We start from the raw sequence: 16,815 nt of genomic DNA on the forward strand, positions 1-16,815 counted from the left end.
TAAGGAAAACATAGAATGGCTAAGGGGCAATCTTTGCAAGATCCGTTCCTGAACGCATTGCGTCGTGAACGTGTTCCGGTTTCTATTTATTTAGTGAATGGCATTAAACTGCAGGGCCAAGTTGAGTCTTTTGATCAGTTTGTCATTCTGTTAAAAAACACAGTCAGCCAGATGGTTTATAAACATGCCATCTCTACTGTAGTGCCTTCCCGCCCGGTTTCGCATCACAGCAATAGTCCGAGTGGTAGCACCAATAATTATCATGGTAGTAATCCGTCTGCGCCGCAACAGCCGCAGCAGGATAGCGATGACGCTGAATAAAGCGCATTGTTGGTCGACCATGACGGGGAACATAAGCAACGGATTCGGGCTTATGTTCTCCGCACTAGCGGTTTTGATCCGTTTGAGAGGTTGCACGTTTGTTTGACCGCTATGAAGCCGGTGAGCAGGCCGTACTGGTCCATATCTATTTCTCGCAAGACAAAAACTCAGAAGATCTGCGTGAATTCGAAGCGTTGGTATCTTCTGCGGGCGTAGAGGCTTTGCAAATTGTGACAGGTAGTCGCAAAGCACCACACCCTAAGTACTTTGTTGGCGAAGGAAAGGCCGTAGAAATTGCTGACGCGGTGAAAGCCAGTGGCGCGTCTGTTGTCCTGTTTGATCATGCTCTATCCGCAGCGCAAGAGCGAAATCTTGAGCGATTGTGTGAGTGTCGAGTCATTGATCGTACTGGACTAATTTTAGATATTTTTGCCCAACGGGCCCGTACCCACGAAGGTAAATTACAGGTCGAGTTAGCGCAATTGCGTCATATCGCGACCCGTTTGGTTCGTGGCTGGACGCATCTTGAGCGTCAAAAGGGGGGGATTGGCCTAAGAGGGCCAGGTGAAACCCAGTTGGAGACTGACCGCCGTCTATTACGCGACCGTATCACTTTGATTTTAAGTCGTTTAGAGCGTGTGGCCAAGCAGCGTGAGCAAGGGCGGCGTGCGCGTACCCGTGCTGATATTCCGACAGTATCCTTGGTGGGATATACCAACGCCGGTAAATCCAGCCTGTTTAACAAAATTACGGCAGCTGATGTTTATGCGGCTGACCAACTATTTGCCACGCTGGATCCAACATTACGCCGTATTAATGTGGCTGATGTGGGTGATACAGTATTGGCGGATACGGTAGGTTTTATCCGGCATCTGCCGCACGATCTGGTTGCTGCTTTTAAAGCGACATTACAAGAAACGCGGCAGGCTTCATTACTGTTACACATTATCGATGCAGCAGATCCTCGGGTAACTGAGAATATGGCCGCCGTCGATGCTGTTTTGGCAGAAATAGAGGCCGATGAAATACCTACATTATTAGTAATGAATAAAATTGATTTGTTGGATGATTTTGTCCCGCGAATTGATCGCAACGAAGACAATCTGCCAGTCAGAGTTTGGCTTTCAGCTCAAACCGGCGCAGGGATCCCGTTGCTCTTTCAAGCGTTGACGGAGCGCCTTTCAGGTGAGATCGCACACTATGAATTGCGTTTGCCGCCTCAGGCAGGTCGTCTACGTAGCCGTTTTTACCAGCTTCAGGCAATTGAAAAAGAGTGGATAGATGAGGACGGGAACGTCGGTATGGTGGTAAGAATGCCTATCGTGGATTGGCGTCGTCTCTGTAAACAAGAACAAGAATTGATCAGTTATATTCAAACTCATTGATTATCAGATCTTTCTTGTGAAATTAAGAGCCAGCGTCTTTGGCATGTGCTCTTGGCCTGAAGAAAACCAATCATAGAAGAATGGAGCTAAAACATGGCGTGGAATCAGCCCGGTAATAACGGACAGGACCGCGATCCGTGGGGGAGCAGCAATAATAATGGCGGCAACTCTGGCGGAAATAACAATAATAAAGGTGGCCGTGACCAAGGGCCGCCTGATCTGGATGATATCTTCCGTAAACTGAGCAAAAAACTGAGTAGTCTCGGTGGCAAAGGTGGCGGAAGCGGTAATGGCAACAACGGCGCGACACAAGGCCCCGGTTTCAGTGGCCGTATTGTGGGTATCGCGGTAGTTGCGGTTGTGGTTATCTGGGCGGCCAGTGGTTTCTATACAATTAAAGAAGCCGAGCGCGGTGTTGTGACTCGCTTGGGTAAATTAAGCCACATCGTGCAGCCTGGTTTGAACTGGAAACCGACCTTTATCGATGAAGTGACCCCAGTTAACGTTGAGTCAGTACGTGAATTGGCCGCTTCTGGCGTCATGCTGACCTCCGATGAGAACGTGGTTCGCATCGAGATGAACGTACAGTATCGCGTGACTGACCCGGCCGCTTATCTGTTTAGCGTGACGAATCCGGATGATAGTCTGCGTCAGGCAACAGACAGCGCAGTGCGTGGTGTTATTGGTAAATACACCATGGACAAAATTCTCACCGAAGGCCGTACCATTGTTCGTAGCGATACTCAGCGTGTACTGGAAGAGACTATTCGTCCGTACAACATGGGTATAACGCTGCTGGACGTTAACTTCCAGGCTGCACGTCCGCCGGAAGAAGTTAAAGCGGCATTTGATGATGCAATTGCCGCCCGTGAAAACGAACAGCAATATATTCGTGAAGCGGAGGCCTACACCAACGAAGTCCAGCCACGTGCTAATGGTCAGGCGCAGCGTCTGTTAGAAGATGCTCGTGCTTATGCCGCACGTAAGGTGTTGGAAGCGCAAGGTGAGGTAGCTGGTTTTGCCAAGTTGCTGCCTGAGTATAAGGCTGCACCAGAAATTACCCGTGAGCGTCTATATATAGAAACCATGGAGAAGGTTCTGGGCAAAACTCGCAAAGTGCTGGCTAATGATAAAGGCAACAGTCTGATGGTGCTGCCATTGGATCAAATGCTGCGCGGTCAAGGCGCAGATAAAGCGGATGGCAACAAAGACACCAGCCTGTTTCGTTTGAATCCGCCTTCCTCTGCTAATAGCAGCCAAGAGTCTGGTGCAAGTAATTCAAGCTCAACCAGTGGCTCTATCATGGATCAGCGCCGAGCGAATGCTCAGCGTGATACTTCCACTCGCGTAGGGAGAGAATAACCAATGCGTAAGTCTATTTTACTTATCGTCGTTGTGGTGTTAGTCGCACTCTACGCTTCGCTGTTTGTGGTGCAAGAAGGTCAGCGCGGGATCGTGCTGCGCTTTGGTAAGGTATTGCGTGATAGTGATAACAAGCCGCTGGTGTATGCACCGGGCCTGCACTTCAAGATACCATTTATCGAAACAGTGAAGACGTTGGATGCTCGTATTCAGACCATGGATAACCAGGCTGACCGTTTCGTGACTAACGAAAAGAAAGACCTGATTGTTGACTCCTACCTGAAATGGCGTATCAGTGATTTCAGCCGTTACTATCTGGCCACCGGTGGTGGTGATGTGTCTCAGGCTGAAGTGCTGTTGAAACGTAAATTCAGTGACCGTTTGCGTTCTGAAATTGGTCGCCTGAATGTCCGCGACATCGTAACTGACTCACGCGGTCGTCTGACTTCAGATGTGCGTGATGCGCTGAATACCGGTAGTGTTGATGATGAAGCTGTCACCACTGAAGCGGATGATGCGATTGCTTCGGCTGCGGCCCGTGTTGAACAGGAAACCCGTGGCAAACAGCCAGCGGTTAACCCGAACAGTATGGCGGCACTGGGTATCGAAGTGGTTGACGTGCGAATCAAGCAAATCAACTTACCGGCTGAAGTCTCTGATGCAATCTTCCAGCGTATGCGTGCTGAACGTGAGGCGGTAGCCCGTCGTCACCGTTCACAAGGTCAGGAAGAAGCCGAGAAGTTGCGTGCAACAGCTGACTATGAAGTGACCCGTACGCTGGCAGAAGCAGAACGTCAGGCGCGTATTACTCGCGGCGGCGGTGATGCAGAAGCGGCTCGTCTGTTTGCTGATGCATTCAGCAAAGATCCAGACTTCTATGCCTTCATCCGTAGCTTGCGCGCGTATGAAAACAGCTTCAACAGCGGCAATGATGTGATGGTGCTTAGCCCGGACAGTGATTTCTTCCGCTACATGAGATCCCCGGATAACTCCAGTAAACGTCCATAACGGCTGTCGTTACAGCGCGTTTTGACCGAAACAGTAAGGCCCGTTCACGCGGGCCTTTTCTATGTGTGCCGGGCATGCTCAGCAGCTCGGGGGTGAAAGTCCCCTGTCCAGCCTGATGGTGGCGAAGGACTAGTGAAGCGCAAGGGCGTCGTCGTGAGGCGGGGTCTGAAGGAAGCGTGGAGCAAAACCATGACCTGACGGACAGAAACCCGATATAAGGCCTACCCGACTGGCGGAGCAAGCATGTGATTGCGAAGGCCATAACCATCAAGAGCCGGGGTGGTAGATTGGGCAGGTGTGTGGTGAAAGCGGCTGAGCTTACCCCGGGAGGCCTGTCCGGCGTTCTGTATTCAGAACTGAGTGCATCGTAAGGTGCGCTGACCGGTGGACAGGAGTCAGCAGAGGGCATAGTAGGACGTGACGTCTGAAGGCCCGAACGGTAATGAGTGACGAGTATCAGCGGAGGTTCTGAACGGTCATGCAGCAGAAAACGCATCGCGGCCCTGAAGCCCGAAGAAGGGGTGAAGCCCCGGACGCCGGTTCCCGGGGGGCTGAAACCGGGCAGGCACCGACGACCAGAGAAAGTCCGTCGTCAACAGCGTGGCTGATGGAAGCCATCTGTGAACCCGTCAATCTCAGGCAAGCCCTGAAAAGAGTGAAGGCCAATAAAGGTGCGGCGGGAGCCGACGGCATGAGCGTAAGCGAACTGCCGGAGTACCTGAAACACCACTGGCCCGAACTGAAAGCGCAACTGCTGTCCGGCAGCTATCGCCCATCCCCTGTAAGAAGAGTGACCATCCCGAAACCCTGCGGCGGCGAACGTCTGCTGGGTATCCCGACGGTGGTGGATCGTTTTATCCAGCAGGCGATGATGCAGGTGTTGCAGATGCAGTGGGATGCGTCGTTCAGCGACAGCAGCTACGGGTTCCGCCCCGGGCGCTCTGCCCATCAGGCTGTGAAACAGGCTCATGAATATATTGGGTCCGGGTATCACTGGGTGGTCGATCTCGATCTGGAGAAGTTCTTCGACCGGGTGAACCACGATGTACTGATGAGCCGGATAGCGAAACGGGTGTCGGATAAACGGGTGCTGTCACTTATCCGCAGGTTCCTGAATGCAGGCGTGATGGAAGCCGGTCTGGTAAGGCCGGTGACAGAAGGGACGCCGCAGGGCGGCTCGCTGTCGCCGTTGTTATCGAATCTGCTGCTGGATGACTTCGATAAGGAACTGGAGAAACGCGGCCTGAAGTTCGCCCGTTATGCAGACGACTGTAATGTGTATGTGAAAAGCGAACGTGCAGGCAATCGTGTGATGGCGGGGCTGACGCACTGGCTGAGCCGTAAACTGAAGCTGAAGGTGAATGCGAAGAAGAGCGCAGTGGCGCATCCGGAGTCGCGTAAGTTCCTGGGTTACAGCTTCATAAGGGGCAGGAAAGTGTGGTGCGTGGTGTCGCCGGGATCGGTGAAGCGGTTCAAAACGCGGATAAGGGAACTGACGGGACGTAACACGGGCAGAAGCCTGGAGCAGCTAATCGAGCCGTTAAAGCGATATATGACGGGCTGGAAAAGCTACTACAGGCTGAACGAGTGGCCATCGCTGATAAGAGAGCTGAACGGGTGGATAAGGCGCAGGCTGCGGAGTGTCCTCTGGAAACAGTGGAAAACGGGCGGCAAGCGTTATAAAGAGCTGCACAATCGCGGGGTTAGCAAAGACCTCTCGGCGCAGACGGTGGGAAGTTGCCATAAACAGTGGCGGGTGAGCTGTAGCCCGGCGCTGAACATAGCACTTCCCAATAACCTGTTCGTCAGACTGGGCCTGCCAGAGTTATAGGAAGGCGACGATCAACATAACCGAACCGCCGTATACGGACCCGTATGTACGGTGGTGTGGGAGGAGGCTGGTTGTGAGATCAGCCCCTATCCCGATTTGAGCCATTTTTTATCTTTTGAGACAGATGATGAATTCAACCATTTTGTTAGCATTGGCGCTGGTTTTGGTGCTGGAAGGACTAGGCCCGATGCTTTATCCGAAAGCCTGGCGCAAAATGATCCAGGCGATGACTCAATTACCTGATGCCACTTTACGCCGTTTTGGTGGAGGATTAGTGGTTGCGGGCGTTGTTATCTACTACATGTTGCGTAGCCGCATGGGTGGCTAAATGTAAGCACAAAAATTGTTCAGTTATGTGTTAAAAAGTACTGAAAGCCGCGGTATGAGATGTTAGAATCCTTTTTTAAGCAACCTGGTGATTTTTGAGATGGGTAAGAACGTCGTCGTACTGGGCACCCAATGGGGTGACGAAGGTAAGGGCAAGGTCGTTGACCTGCTGACTGAACGGGCTAAATATGTTGTGCGCTATCAAGGTGGTCACAACGCTGGCCATACTTTGGTTATCAACGGTGAGAAAACCGTTCTTCATTTAATTCCCTCAGGTATTCTGCGTGAAAACGTAACCAGCATCATCGGCAACGGTGTAGTACTGGCGCCTGACGCTTTAATGAAAGAGATGACAGAACTTGAAGCGCGCGGTGTGCCTGTACGTGAGCGACTGTTACTCTCCGAAGCATGCCCATTAATCCTGCCTTATCATGTGGCTCTGGATAATGCGCGTGAAAAAGCACGTGGTGCAAAAGCTATCGGTACTACCGGTCGTGGTATCGGTCCCGCCTATGAAGATAAAGTTGCCCGCCGCGGCCTGCGTGTAGGTGATTTGTTCAACAAAGAGACCTTCGCTATCAAGCTGAAAGAAATTGTGGATTACCACAACTTCCAGTTGGTGCATTACTACAAAGTAGACGCGGTAGACTACCAAACTGTGCTGGATGATGTATTGGCTATCGCCGATATTCTGACCGCCATGGTCGTTGACGTCTCTGAATTGCTAGATAGTGCCCGCAAGCGTGGCGATTTCATGATGTTCGAAGGCGCACAAGGCACCTTGCTGGACATCGACCACGGTACTTATCCGTACGTGACCTCATCTAACACCACTGCTGGTGGCGTAGCGACAGGTTCTGGCCTGGGTCCACGTTATGTTGATTATGTGCTGGGTATCGTTAAAGCTTACTCTACTCGTGTCGGTGCAGGTCCATTCCCGACTGAGCTGAACGACGAAACAGGCGAATTCCTGCGTAAGCAAGGTAACGAATATGGCGCGACCACGGGTCGTAGTCGTCGTACTGGCTGGTTGGATATCGTTGCTGTGCGCCGTGCTGTGCAGATCAACTCCTTGTCTGGCTTCTGCATGACCAAACTGGACGTGCTGGATGGCCTGAAAGAAGTGAAGCTCTGTGTTGGCTACCGCATGCCAGATGGCCGCGAAGTGGATACGACCCCGCTGGCAGCTGAAGGCTGGGAAGGTATTGAGCCAATCTATGAAACCATGCCAGGCTGGTCAGAAACCACCTTTGGTGTGAAAGAACACAGCAAGTTGCCACAGGCAGCCCTAAACTACATCGCACGTGTAGAAGCGCTGACAGGCGTTCCGGTTGATATCATCTCTACCGGGCCTGATCGTGACGAAACCATGATCTTGCGCGACCCATTTGATGCATAATTTATGATTAATTGGCTTATCGCCAAAAATCAGCATTCAGATGTGCGTGTTTGAAGTAATAGCCGGGCTTGCGTCCGGCTTTATTGTTTATCCCCCTCTTGCATTTGCTGCTTGCCGGCAACACCAATGAGTTTGGGTATAAAATCTATGCTGAAATTGCCTCCAATATGCCGTTTTACATCAAAAAAACCACCCGTCACCTAAATGATTAGTCGCAAGCTTTATGGCTGGTTTATCATCCAAAGTATAAGTTTTCTAAATAGCACCTAGAATCACACTTATGACCGATCAACAATGTGTCATCTTAGATGGGTTTAAGCCGGGTAAACTGATACTCAGGGGTATACGTGCAGTTAACAAGTTTTACTGATTATGGTTTGCGGGCGCTTACTTATATGGCCTCGCTACCTGAAGGCCAAATGACTAACATTACTCAGGTAACTGAGGTCTATGGCGTGTCTCGCAATCATATGGTTAAAATAATCAATCAGTTGAGCCGTGTCGGGTTGGTAACGGCGGTGCGGGGTAAAAACGGTGGAATACGGTTGGGAAAACCTGCCGAACAGATTCGAATTGGTGATGTTGTGCGCCAGCTTGAGCCACTCTCTTTGGTAAATTGCAGTAGCGATTTTTGCCACATAACACCCGCTTGCCGTCTGAAACAAGTGCTTAATCAGGCGGTACAGAGTTTCCTTAACGAGCTGGATAACTATACTTTGGCTGACATGGTCCAAGATAATACCCCGCTCTATAAGCTATTACTTGTTGAATAGTTTTTATAATAAAACATGTGTATGCCCAATAAATTTGCAAGGTGCAGCCAACCCCCTGCAACTTTAAGTCTAAAGGGGATACAACCTGCTGCTGACAACGGAGGAGCCGCAATGTCACAAGATCCATTCTTGGAACGAGAAGCAGAGAAATATGAGTCACCAATCCCTAGCCGGGAATTCATTTTGGCTCATCTCGCAAAGCGCGAAACACCTGCCAGCCGTGAAGAGCTGGCCAACGAACTTAATCTCAGCGGCGAAGAGGCTTTAGAGGCTCTGCGTCGCCGCCTGCGCGCGATGGAGCGTGATGGGCAGTTAATCTTCACCCGCCGCCAGTGCTACGCCTTGCCGGAGCGCCTGGACTTATTACGCGGCACTGTTATTGGTCACCGTGATGGTTTCGGTTTTTTACGGGTTGAAGGCAGCAAAGACGATCTCTATCTCTCTGCGGAGCAGATGAAAACCGCAATTCATGGCGATGTGGTATTGGCCCAAGCCGTTGGCGCTGATCGCAAAGGCCGCCGTGAAGCGCGTATCGTGCGGGTACTGGTGCCGAAAACCAGCCAAATCGTTGGTCGCTACTTTACCGATGCGGGCACGGGCTTTGTTGTACCTGATGATGGTCGTTTGAGTTTCGATATTCTGATCCCGCCGGAGGCTATCAACGGCGCACGCATGGGCTATATGGTGGTGGTCGAGTTGACCCAACGCCCAACTCGTCGTACCAAAGCAGTAGGTAAGATTGTTGAAGTTCTTGGTGAGAACATGGGCACCAGCATGGCGGTGGATATCGCGCTGCGCACCCATGAGATCCCGCACACTTGGCCGCCTCAGGTGGAAAAACAGGTCGCAGACCTGAAAGAACAAGTGCCGGAAGAGGCGAAAAAAGGGCGGGTGGATTTACGCAACCTGCCATTGGTCACCATTGATGGCGAAGATGCCCGTGACTTTGATGACGCCGTGTATTGCGAGAAAAAACGCGGCGGCGGCTGGCGTTTATGGGTTGCTATTGCGGATGTCAGCTACTATGTGCGCCCGCGCACAGCACTGGATGATGAAGCCCGTAGCCGTGGTAACTCAGTCTACTTCCCGTCGCAAGTGGTTCCAATGCTGCCGGAAGTGCTGTCAAACGGCCTTTGCTCTCTGAATCCGCAGGTCGATCGCCTGTGTATGGTGTGCGAGATGACCATCTCCTCACAGGGTAAGCTTTCGTCTTATAAGTTCTACGAAGCGGTAATGAGCTCCCATGCGCGTCTGACCTATACCAAAGTGTGGCGCATTATTGATGGTGAAGAGTCACTGCGTGAGCAATATAAGCCGCTGGTGCCGCACCTGTTAGAACTGCATACCATGTACAAGGCGATGGATCAGGCCCGTGCCGAACGTGGCGGTATTGCGTTCGAAACCGAAGAAGCCAAGTTTATTTTCAACGCCGACCGACGCATTGAACGCATCGAGTCGACCGTGCGTAATGACGCGCATAAGCTGATTGAAGAGTGCATGATTTCGGCGAATATCGCCGCCGCGCGTTTTGTGGAAAAACATAACGAGCCGGCCCTGTTCCGTGTGCATGACCGCCCAAGTGACGACCATATCTCAGCGCTGCGTAGCGTGCTCAATGAGCTGGGTCTGACACTCGGTGGTGGCCTGAAACCTGAGCCGAAAGACTATGCGGTGCTGATGGATGAAGTCGCTGATCGTCCGGATCATGAGATGCTGCAAACCATGTTGCTGCGCTCGATGAAACAAGCGATTTACGATCCGGAAAACCGCGGTCACTTTGGCCTGGCGCTGGCCTCCTATGGTCACTTCACCTCACCAATTCGTCGCTATCCTGATTTGGCGATGCATCGGGCTATCAAGTACCAACTGGCCAAAGAGCAAGGCAATGTGAAAGAGCGCTGGACACCGACCGGTGGCTGGCACAGTGAGTACGAAGAGATGCTGCAATTGGGCGAACACTGCTCAATGACTGAACGCCGCGCGGATGAAGCCACCCGCAATGTAGCAGACTGGCTGAAGTGCGACTTCATGCAGGATCAGGTGGGCAAAGAGTTCACCGGTATTATCGCCAGTGTCACCGGCTTTGGCTTCTTTGTGCGCCTCGACGATCTGTTTATTGATGGTTTGGTGCATGTTTCCAGTCTCGACAATGACTACTATCGTTATGACAATATCGGCCAACGGTTGATCGGTGAATCCTCCGGTATGGTTTACCGCTTGGGTGATACCGTGGAAATTCGCGTGGAAGCGGTGCATATGGATGAGCGCAAAATTGATTTTGCTCTGGTTTCCAGTGCGCGTAAGCCGCGTGGTGAGGGCAAAACCGCCCGTGATAAGGCGAAGAGAGCTGATGGTCAACGTAGTATGCGCGATACCTCCTCAAATCGTGGCGGTCGTGGCAGTTCATCCGGTGCGCCGCGTCGTGATCGTGCACCAACGGGGGATCACGCCCCGGCGGCGGCTGGGCAAAAACGGCCTCGTCGCGCTAAAAAGCCCGTGAATTTCGAGCCAGATAGTGCTTTCCGTCCGGTAGATGCCGCTGCAACTTTGGACGACAAAGCGATCGCTGAGAAAAAAGCCAAAGCGAAAGCGAAAAGAGCCTCCGCTAAGACGAAAAAAATTGCCGCCGCCACCAAGGCTAAGCGCGCGAAGAAGAAAACCAGTAGCGAGCAGTAATGGCTGCTGTTGCCGGGTGGCTTCGGTCACCCGCATTAATTTAATCATTGGCAGGCAAATTATCTTGTCAGCCAACACATGTAAAAGAGCATCATGAGCGAAATTATTTACGGCATTCACGCCGTCAAAGCCTTGCTAGACAACGACCCACAACGTTTCCTGGAAGTTTTTATTCTGAAAGGTCGTGACGATCGTCGCCTACAGCCATTGATCGCGGAGCTGGAAGCTGCCGGTTTAGTGATTCAGGTTGCCAACCGCCAATGGCTGGACGCGCAGGTTGAGGGCGGGGTGCATCAGGGGATCGTGGCGCGGGTACGTGAAGGGCGTCAGTATCAGGAAAATGATCTACCGGCCTTGCTAAAAAGTGTGGAGATGCCTTTTCTGCTGGTGCTGGATGGTGTCACTGATCCACATAATTTGGGCGCTTGCTTACGTAGCGCGGATGCCGCCGGTGTTCATGCGGTTATTGTGCCACGGGATCGCTCCGCACAGCTCAATGCCATCGCCAAAAAAGTAGCCAGCGGCGCGGCGGAAAATGTGCCATTGATTAAAGTGACGAATCTGGCGCGTACCCTGCGAGTGCTGCAAGAGCACAATGTATGGATTGTCGGCACGGCGGGTGAAGCGGACCACACTCTGTATCAGAGCAAGATGACTGGCCCGATGGCGCTGGTGATGGGAGCTGAAGGCGAAGGTATGCGCCGTTTAACTCGTGAACACTGTGATGAGCTGATCAGCATTCCGATGGCGGGGACTGTTTCTTCGCTAAACGTGTCGGTTGCCACTGGAGTCTGCTTATTTGAAGCTGTGCGCCAGAGAGCGCTGAAAGCTTAACTCTTCGCTCTTCACGTTTTGGCAAAAAGCCAACATTCACCGATGTTGGTTCAGACTGCTGACAAACCCCGATGGCGCGATCTGGAACGGAGGGGTGGGTAGAAGAGTAAAGCGTCCGCGCCAGGGATGGCGCGGCTCGAGCCTCCAGGGAAGGATTTACGGCGTCTTTACGATCTACCTATTCCCTCCGCAACCGGTACTTTGTCAATAACCTCAGCCAACATTCACCGATGTTGGCTTTTTTATTTTTTAAGCTGGAGATTCATCTAAATTATCAGTGATATATCAGTGATATATCGGTGTTTGATCCCTGTTTGTGATGAGTCTGCCAGCAAAAAACCCCGCCTACACCATACTTAACCCTGATTTATGAATGCCGATTATACATTCATACCTAAAGTTACTGGCATCACAGGTCGCTAATCCCCCTGTTGCGCCAAATACGAAGGGCATAGCACCTAAATGGAGGAAGGTATGGAGTGGCAGACTCACTTGGTTTTCAATCAGCCTGAACCATTATCAAACAGCAATTTATTTCTATCTGATATGGCATTGCGGGAAGCTGTAATGCGGGAGCACGCGGGTTGGGATAGAGAGGATCTCTCTCTGATTGGGCTACAACTTGGCTCGCAGGAGTCACTGGAGTTAGGGCGACTGGCAAACAGTAATCCGCCTGAATTATTACGTTACGACGCCGTTGGCCAGCGCTTGGATCAGGTGAGATTCCACCCTGCGTGGTATGTGTTGATGCAGGAGCTGATCAAGCACCGGGCGCATAATCTGCCCTGGCAAGAGGATGCCCGTATTGGTTCCTTTGTGGCGCGTGCGGCACGTTTTATCCTGCATGCACAGGTGGAGGCAGGATCACTATGCCCAATTACCATGACATTTGGTGCCATTCCGCTGTTACAACAATCTCTCCCACCCTTATTTCACAACTGGTTGCCGCCACTGCTCTCAGATCGCTATGACCCTCATCAGGTCGTCGGTAGCCAGAAACGGGGCTTATTGATTGGCATGGGCATGACCGAAAAACAGGGGGGGTCTGATGTGCTCAGCAATACCACTCGCGCCGAGCCGCTGGAAGCGCGCGGCCATGGTGAGGCCTATCGTCTGGTCGGGCACAAGTGGTTTTTCTCCGTGCCGCAAAGTGATGCGCACCTGGTGTTGGCACAGGCGGAGGGGGGATTATCCTGCTTCTTCCTGCCTAAAATATTGCCCGACGGCACCTATAACGCCATTCGATTAGAGCGGCTGAAAGATAAGCTTGGCAACCGCTCCAATGCCAGTAGTGAAGTTGAATTTGATCATGCCACCGCCTGGCTCTTGGGGATGAGGGTGACGGCATTCGCCAAATCCTGAAAATGGGCGGGTATACCCGCTTTGATTGTGCGCTGGGTAGTCATGGCCTGATGCGCCGTGCCTTCTCGGTCGCGCTGTATCATGCCTGGCAGCGGCAAGCTTTCGGTAAGGCACTGGTTGAGCAACCCTTAATGCGGCAGGTGCTGAGCCGCATGGCATTGCGTCTTGAGGGGCATACTGCACTGCTGATGCGCTTAGCGCGGGCATGGGAAAAGCCCCATGAGGCTCATGAGCAGATATTCAGTCGGCTGCTCACCCCGGCGGCGAAATATCGCATTTGTGGGCAGGGCAGCGCCTTTGTCGCCGAGGCGATGGAGGTGCTGGGTGGGATCGGCTATTGCGAGCAGAGTGAACTGCCACGGCTGTATCGTGAAATGCCGGTCAACAGCATTTGGGAAGGCTCCGGCAACATTATGTGCCTGGATGTGCTGCGGACATTGCGCAAACTGCCCGCCGCAATCGACATGCTACAGCAAGAGTTCTACCCAGTGCGCGGGCAGAACCGCTTGTTTGATCGCGCATGGCGACAGTTGCAGCAGCGGCTTAAAACGCCCAAGGAGGAGCAGGGGCGAGCGCTCACTCAGCAACTCTTTGATCTGTGCTGCGCCGCACAATTACTGCGTTTTGCCTCGCCACCACTGGCTGATGCCTGGTGCCGCATGACACTCGACCATCGTGACCAATATATGTTACCCGAGGCCATTTGTGCGCCGCTATTGAGCCGTGCAACGGGGCTATCAATATAACATTTATTTGTACAACAGGGCGTTAGCATACCAAGTGCCGGGGTAAATACTGTCTGACATCATGATAATCAAATAGTAGGGTGCGCCGCTGGCGTTAGCCCTACGCTTAATTTCTGCCTCTACATCCATTGGGCTGCCAAATACCTGAGCTGAGACAGTCCCCACTTTTTGCAAGTTGAGGCTCTGGGCGCGGGTGATTTCTTGTGCGTAAGGCTGAATCGCCGGTGGAGGAGCTGGCGTGACATGTAAAGCACTGCAAGCCGATAGCCCCAAAGTGATCAGTAAGAACACCACCGCACGTTTTATTGTCATCTTTGCCTCTTCGCTACTGATTTAAGTACCGCGCCGCGTATAAAGGGTAATATCTTGAAAGAAATTGATTTAAGACTTTATAACCTTATTTAGGCACACTGCATTTATCTAGTATAAGCCTGTTTTTCGAGCTTACATTGCACCGATAAATACTCGGCCTGATAAATATAGGATTGCCGCCATGATTGAGATGTCGCTGGAAAACATTAATGGTATTGAGGTGATACATTCTGCCCCTGCGGGTCAGCGCCAGCAACCGCTACCGACCATTTTCTTCTATCATGGCTACACCTCGTCAAAAGAGGTCTACTCCTATTTCGCCTATGCCTTCGCGCAAGCTGGGTTTCGCACGATAGCACCTGATGCAGATATGCACGGTGCGCGCTTTAACGGCAATGAAACCCAGCGCCTATCCCACTTCTGGGAGATTCTAAAATCAAATATTGATGAGCTGCCAGCACTTAAGCAGCATTATCAGCAGGCTGGATTGATTGATGGCGATCGTATCGGTGTGGCGGGCGCATCAATGGGGGGAATGACGACATTGGGGGCGCTTGCCCGCTATCCATGGGTGAGTGTCGCCGCAGACTTTATGGGATCAGGCTACTTCAACTCACTGGCGCACAGCCTGTTTCCTCCGCTGGAGGCGGGACAAGGGGTCAGCCCTGCGGTATTTGAGCGCCGTTTAGCACCGCTGGCAGATTATGATCTCACTCATCAGTTGGACGTCATTGCCGGGCGGCCATTATTGGTTTGGCATGGAGAAGCGGATGATGTGGTGCCCGCCGAGGAGAGTGAGCGGTTAGTGCAGGCGCTGAGGGCCTGCGGGGGGGATCAGCATCTGACCTATCTGACAGAAGCGGGGATTGGCCATAAAATTACCCCGACAGCACTCACTGCCGGAGTGAAATTCTTCGCAGAAAATTTATAAAACGGTATGAGTGGTCAAGAATCAAGGGGATAAAAGCCCCCCGGCTAACCGGGGGGAAGGGCATATAACGGGCTATTCTTGGTTGTTGGTTGTTGGTTGTTGGTTGTCGTATTCTCTGGTGTTGTATTTTTACGGCTGGGTCTAACGATAAATCTCTGCATTTACCCGAATGGAGCTGTTGCTACCTGGCTCATGCATCTGAGTGATGTGATAGGCGGTTGCGCCGCGTTCGTCAGCCATTTTGCTGATTTGCGCCACGGCATCATCCGGGGAAACCACATTGTGGTTAAGGGAAATTTCGCCAATGCTGACACGTTGCTGCTGCATGGCTTCCTGACGGCTGATCTCTGTGGCGGCAAAGGTGTTGGCGGAGAGTAGTAAACTCAGTGTGGCTGCGATGGCTAGGATAGGTTTCATAGGTGACTCCAATATCTTATTTACTTACTTTGAATAACTTTCAGTTTGCTTCGCCGCTTGTTATGCGGTGGATGTAAATAATTCTAGTCGCTTTTGTTAATTTAAAAATACATCAAGATTGATTCACTTGGTCAAAAAAAGTGAACAATAATTATGTTGAGCTAATGATTTTATTGAAAGATTTAGCAGACTAATGGATAGATAACCATTGGTTAATTAATGAACAAAAAGTGCGATTTTTACTGCGTAATGGTCAGAATAAGAATAAATCCCCGTCAGTCCTTGAGTTTCCAGCGGCCCGCAAGTATAGTTACGCGTCATTTTTCAGCCGCACACAAACACGTTCCTTGCCTCCATGGGCCGCGGTTGACCCTATCAGGAGGCTGAATAATCCGTAAGGAGCAATAATCGATGCGTCATTACGAAATCGTTTTTATGGTCCATCCTGACCAAAGCGAACAGGTTCCGGGCATGATCGAGCGCTATAGTGCAACTATCACTAATGCTGCTGGTACGATCCACCGTCTGGAAGACTGGGGCCGCCGTCAACTGGCTTACCCGATCAATAAACTGCACAAAGCTCACTACGTTCTGCTGAACGTTGAAGCCCCGCAGGAAGCGATCGATGAGCTGGAAACAAACTTCCGCTTCAACGACGCCGTTATCCGTAGCATGGTTATGCGCGTTAAACACGCGGTAACTGAAGCATCACCAATGGTTAAAGCGAAAGACGAACGCCGTGAGCGTCACGACTTCGCGTCAGAAGCCAATGATGATTCCGAAGCTGGGGATTCTGAAGAGTAATTGCCGTGGTGACCACTAATCGTCTGGTACTCTCTGGCACTGTGTGCAAGACCCCGGTTCGAAAAGTAAGTCCTTCTGGTATCCCGCACTGCCAATTTGTGCTTGAGCATAGATCAACACAGCAGGAAGCCGGATTTAGCCGACAAACATGGTGCAGAATGCCCATCGTTGTTAGCGGGCAAACGTCACAAGCATTAACTCACAGTATAACGGTCGGCAGTCAGTTAACCGTTGAAGGCTTCATTAGCTGCCATCAAGGCCGCAATGGGCTAAACAAACTGGTTCTGCATGCCGAGCAGATTGAATTTATAGATTCTGGAGACTAGC

The 16,815-nt window shown here is 51.7% G+C and carries 15 protein-coding genes and 1 pseudogene; 14 read left to right on the top strand and 2 right to left on the bottom strand.

Going from position 1 to position 16,815, the window contains the following annotated elements; genetic code table 11:
* Window positions 1–15: 15 nt before the first annotated feature.
* The 11 genes and pseudogenes from hfq to HRK25_RS08330 all read left to right on the top strand — a co-directional run bounded on the left by hfq (window position 16) and on the right by HRK25_RS08330 (window position 14,024).
* Entirely contained in the window at window positions 16–321 is a 306-nt protein-coding gene (hfq, locus tag HRK25_RS08280) for an RNA chaperone Hfq (protein WP_005275756.1), read from the top strand.
* 98 nt (window positions 322–419) lie between these two features.
* Entirely contained in the window at window positions 420–1,706 is a 1,287-nt protein-coding gene (hflX, locus tag HRK25_RS08285; protein ID WP_005275754.1) for a ribosome rescue GTPase HflX, read from the top strand.
* Window positions 1,707–1,799: 93 nt separating this feature from the next.
* Window positions 1,800–3,068, top strand: coding sequence for an FtsH protease activity modulator HflK (gene hflK / locus HRK25_RS08290; protein WP_099460630.1), 1,269 nt, complete (start codon window positions 1,800–1,802; stop codon window positions 3,066–3,068).
* A 3-nt stretch (window positions 3,069–3,071) separates the two neighbouring features.
* Window positions 3,072–4,076 (top strand): protease modulator HflC, encoded by a 1,005-nt coding sequence (hflC, locus tag HRK25_RS08295; protein ID WP_005275747.1) that lies wholly within the window; start codon window positions 3,072–3,074, stop codon window positions 4,074–4,076.
* A gap of 478 nt (window positions 4,077–4,554) precedes the next feature.
* The gene (ltrA, locus tag HRK25_RS08300) at window positions 4,555–5,907 is read left to right on the top strand and encodes a group II intron reverse transcriptase/maturase (protein WP_173361767.1); all 1,353 of its coding nucleotides are present in this window, start codon (window positions 4,555–4,557) and stop codon (window positions 5,905–5,907) included.
* Window positions 5,908–6,034: 127 nt separating this feature from the next.
* Entirely contained in the window at window positions 6,035–6,235 is a 201-nt protein-coding gene (locus tag HRK25_RS08305; RefSeq protein WP_032899129.1) for a DUF2065 domain-containing protein, read from the top strand.
* A 99-nt stretch (window positions 6,236–6,334) separates the two neighbouring features.
* Window positions 6,335–7,633, top strand: coding sequence for an adenylosuccinate synthase (locus HRK25_RS08310; RefSeq protein WP_032899128.1), 1,299 nt, complete (start codon window positions 6,335–6,337; stop codon window positions 7,631–7,633).
* Window positions 7,634–7,980: 347 nt separating this feature from the next.
* Window positions 7,981–8,406, top strand: a complete 426-nt coding sequence (nsrR, locus tag HRK25_RS08315) for a nitric oxide-sensing transcriptional repressor NsrR (RefSeq protein WP_005279724.1) — start codon at window positions 7,981–7,983, stop codon at window positions 8,404–8,406.
* Between the two features lie 111 nt (window positions 8,407–8,517).
* The gene (rnr, locus tag HRK25_RS08320) at window positions 8,518–11,082 is read left to right on the top strand and encodes a ribonuclease R (protein WP_005279720.1); all 2,565 of its coding nucleotides are present in this window, start codon (window positions 8,518–8,520) and stop codon (window positions 11,080–11,082) included.
* A 93-nt stretch (window positions 11,083–11,175) separates the two neighbouring features.
* Window positions 11,176–11,916, top strand: coding sequence for a 23S rRNA (guanosine(2251)-2'-O)-methyltransferase RlmB (gene rlmB / locus HRK25_RS08325; protein WP_005279718.1), 741 nt, complete (start codon window positions 11,176–11,178; stop codon window positions 11,914–11,916).
* Window positions 11,917–12,390: 474 nt separating this feature from the next.
* Window positions 12,391–14,024, top strand: a pseudogene (locus HRK25_RS08330) (isovaleryl-CoA dehydrogenase).
* Window positions 14,025–14,027: 3 nt separating this feature from the next.
* On the opposite strand, the gene bsmA reads toward HRK25_RS08330, so the two are convergent.
* A complete protein-coding gene (gene bsmA / locus HRK25_RS08335; RefSeq protein WP_005272659.1) occupies window positions 14,028–14,336 on the bottom strand; it encodes a biofilm peroxide resistance protein BsmA in 309 nt (102 codons plus the stop codon).
* A 181-nt stretch (window positions 14,337–14,517) separates the two neighbouring features.
* Here bsmA and yjfP point away from each other — a divergent pair, with 181 nt between their 5' ends.
* A complete protein-coding gene (gene yjfP, locus HRK25_RS08340; RefSeq protein WP_005272656.1) occupies window positions 14,518–15,267 on the top strand; it encodes an esterase in 750 nt (249 codons plus the stop codon).
* Window positions 15,268–15,408: 141 nt separating this feature from the next.
* Here yjfP and HRK25_RS08345 read toward each other — a convergent pair whose 3' ends face one another.
* Complete coding sequence (locus tag HRK25_RS08345) at window positions 15,409–15,684, bottom strand: YdgH/BhsA/McbA family protein (RefSeq protein WP_005272654.1); 276 nt, start codon at window positions 15,682–15,684, stop codon at window positions 15,409–15,411.
* A 411-nt stretch (window positions 15,685–16,095) separates the two neighbouring features.
* Between HRK25_RS08345 and rpsF the strand changes: the two genes are divergently transcribed.
* Both rpsF and priB read left to right on the top strand, forming a co-directional pair.
* Window positions 16,096–16,488 (top strand): 30S ribosomal protein S6, encoded by a 393-nt coding sequence (gene rpsF, locus HRK25_RS08350; RefSeq protein WP_002210153.1) that lies wholly within the window; start codon window positions 16,096–16,098, stop codon window positions 16,486–16,488.
* A gap of 5 nt (window positions 16,489–16,493) precedes the next feature.
* Window positions 16,494–16,814, top strand: coding sequence for a primosomal replication protein N (priB, locus tag HRK25_RS08355; protein ID WP_048619007.1), 321 nt, complete (start codon window positions 16,494–16,496; stop codon window positions 16,812–16,814).
* Window position 16,815 lies beyond the last annotated feature (1 nt).

Source organism: Yersinia bercovieri ATCC 43970 (assembly GCF_013282745.1).
GTDB lineage: Bacteria > Pseudomonadota > Gammaproteobacteria > Enterobacterales > Enterobacteriaceae > Yersinia > Yersinia bercovieri.

What these genes read in the sequence shown, in the direction of transcription:
- HRK25_RS08305 (WP_032899129.1), top strand. Translation starts at nt 6,035, where the DNA reads ATGAATTCAACCATTTTGTTAGCATTGGCGCTGGTTTTGGTGCTGGAA.
- bsmA (WP_005272659.1), bottom strand. Translation starts at nt 14,336, where the DNA reads ATGACAATAAAACGTGCGGTGGTGTTCTTACTGATCACTTTGGGGCTA.
- hfq (WP_005275756.1), top strand. Translation starts at nt 16, where the DNA reads ATGGCTAAGGGGCAATCTTTGCAAGATCCGTTCCTGAACGCATTGCGT.
- yjfP (WP_005272656.1), top strand. Translation starts at nt 14,518, where the DNA reads ATGATTGAGATGTCGCTGGAAAACATTAATGGTATTGAGGTGATACAT.
- hflK (WP_099460630.1), top strand. Translation starts at nt 1,800, where the DNA reads ATGGCGTGGAATCAGCCCGGTAATAACGGACAGGACCGCGATCCGTGG.
- HRK25_RS08345 (WP_005272654.1), bottom strand. Translation starts at nt 15,684, where the DNA reads ATGAAACCTATCCTAGCCATCGCAGCCACACTGAGTTTACTACTCTCC.
- ltrA (WP_173361767.1), top strand. Translation starts at nt 4,555, where the DNA reads ATGCAGCAGAAAACGCATCGCGGCCCTGAAGCCCGAAGAAGGGGTGAA.
- rlmB (WP_005279718.1), top strand. Translation starts at nt 11,176, where the DNA reads ATGAGCGAAATTATTTACGGCATTCACGCCGTCAAAGCCTTGCTAGAC.
- hflC (WP_005275747.1), top strand. Translation starts at nt 3,072, where the DNA reads ATGCGTAAGTCTATTTTACTTATCGTCGTTGTGGTGTTAGTCGCACTC.
- rpsF (WP_002210153.1), top strand. Translation starts at nt 16,096, where the DNA reads ATGCGTCATTACGAAATCGTTTTTATGGTCCATCCTGACCAAAGCGAA.
- HRK25_RS08310 (WP_032899128.1), top strand. Translation starts at nt 6,335, where the DNA reads ATGGGTAAGAACGTCGTCGTACTGGGCACCCAATGGGGTGACGAAGGT.
- rnr (WP_005279720.1), top strand. Translation starts at nt 8,518, where the DNA reads ATGTCACAAGATCCATTCTTGGAACGAGAAGCAGAGAAATATGAGTCA.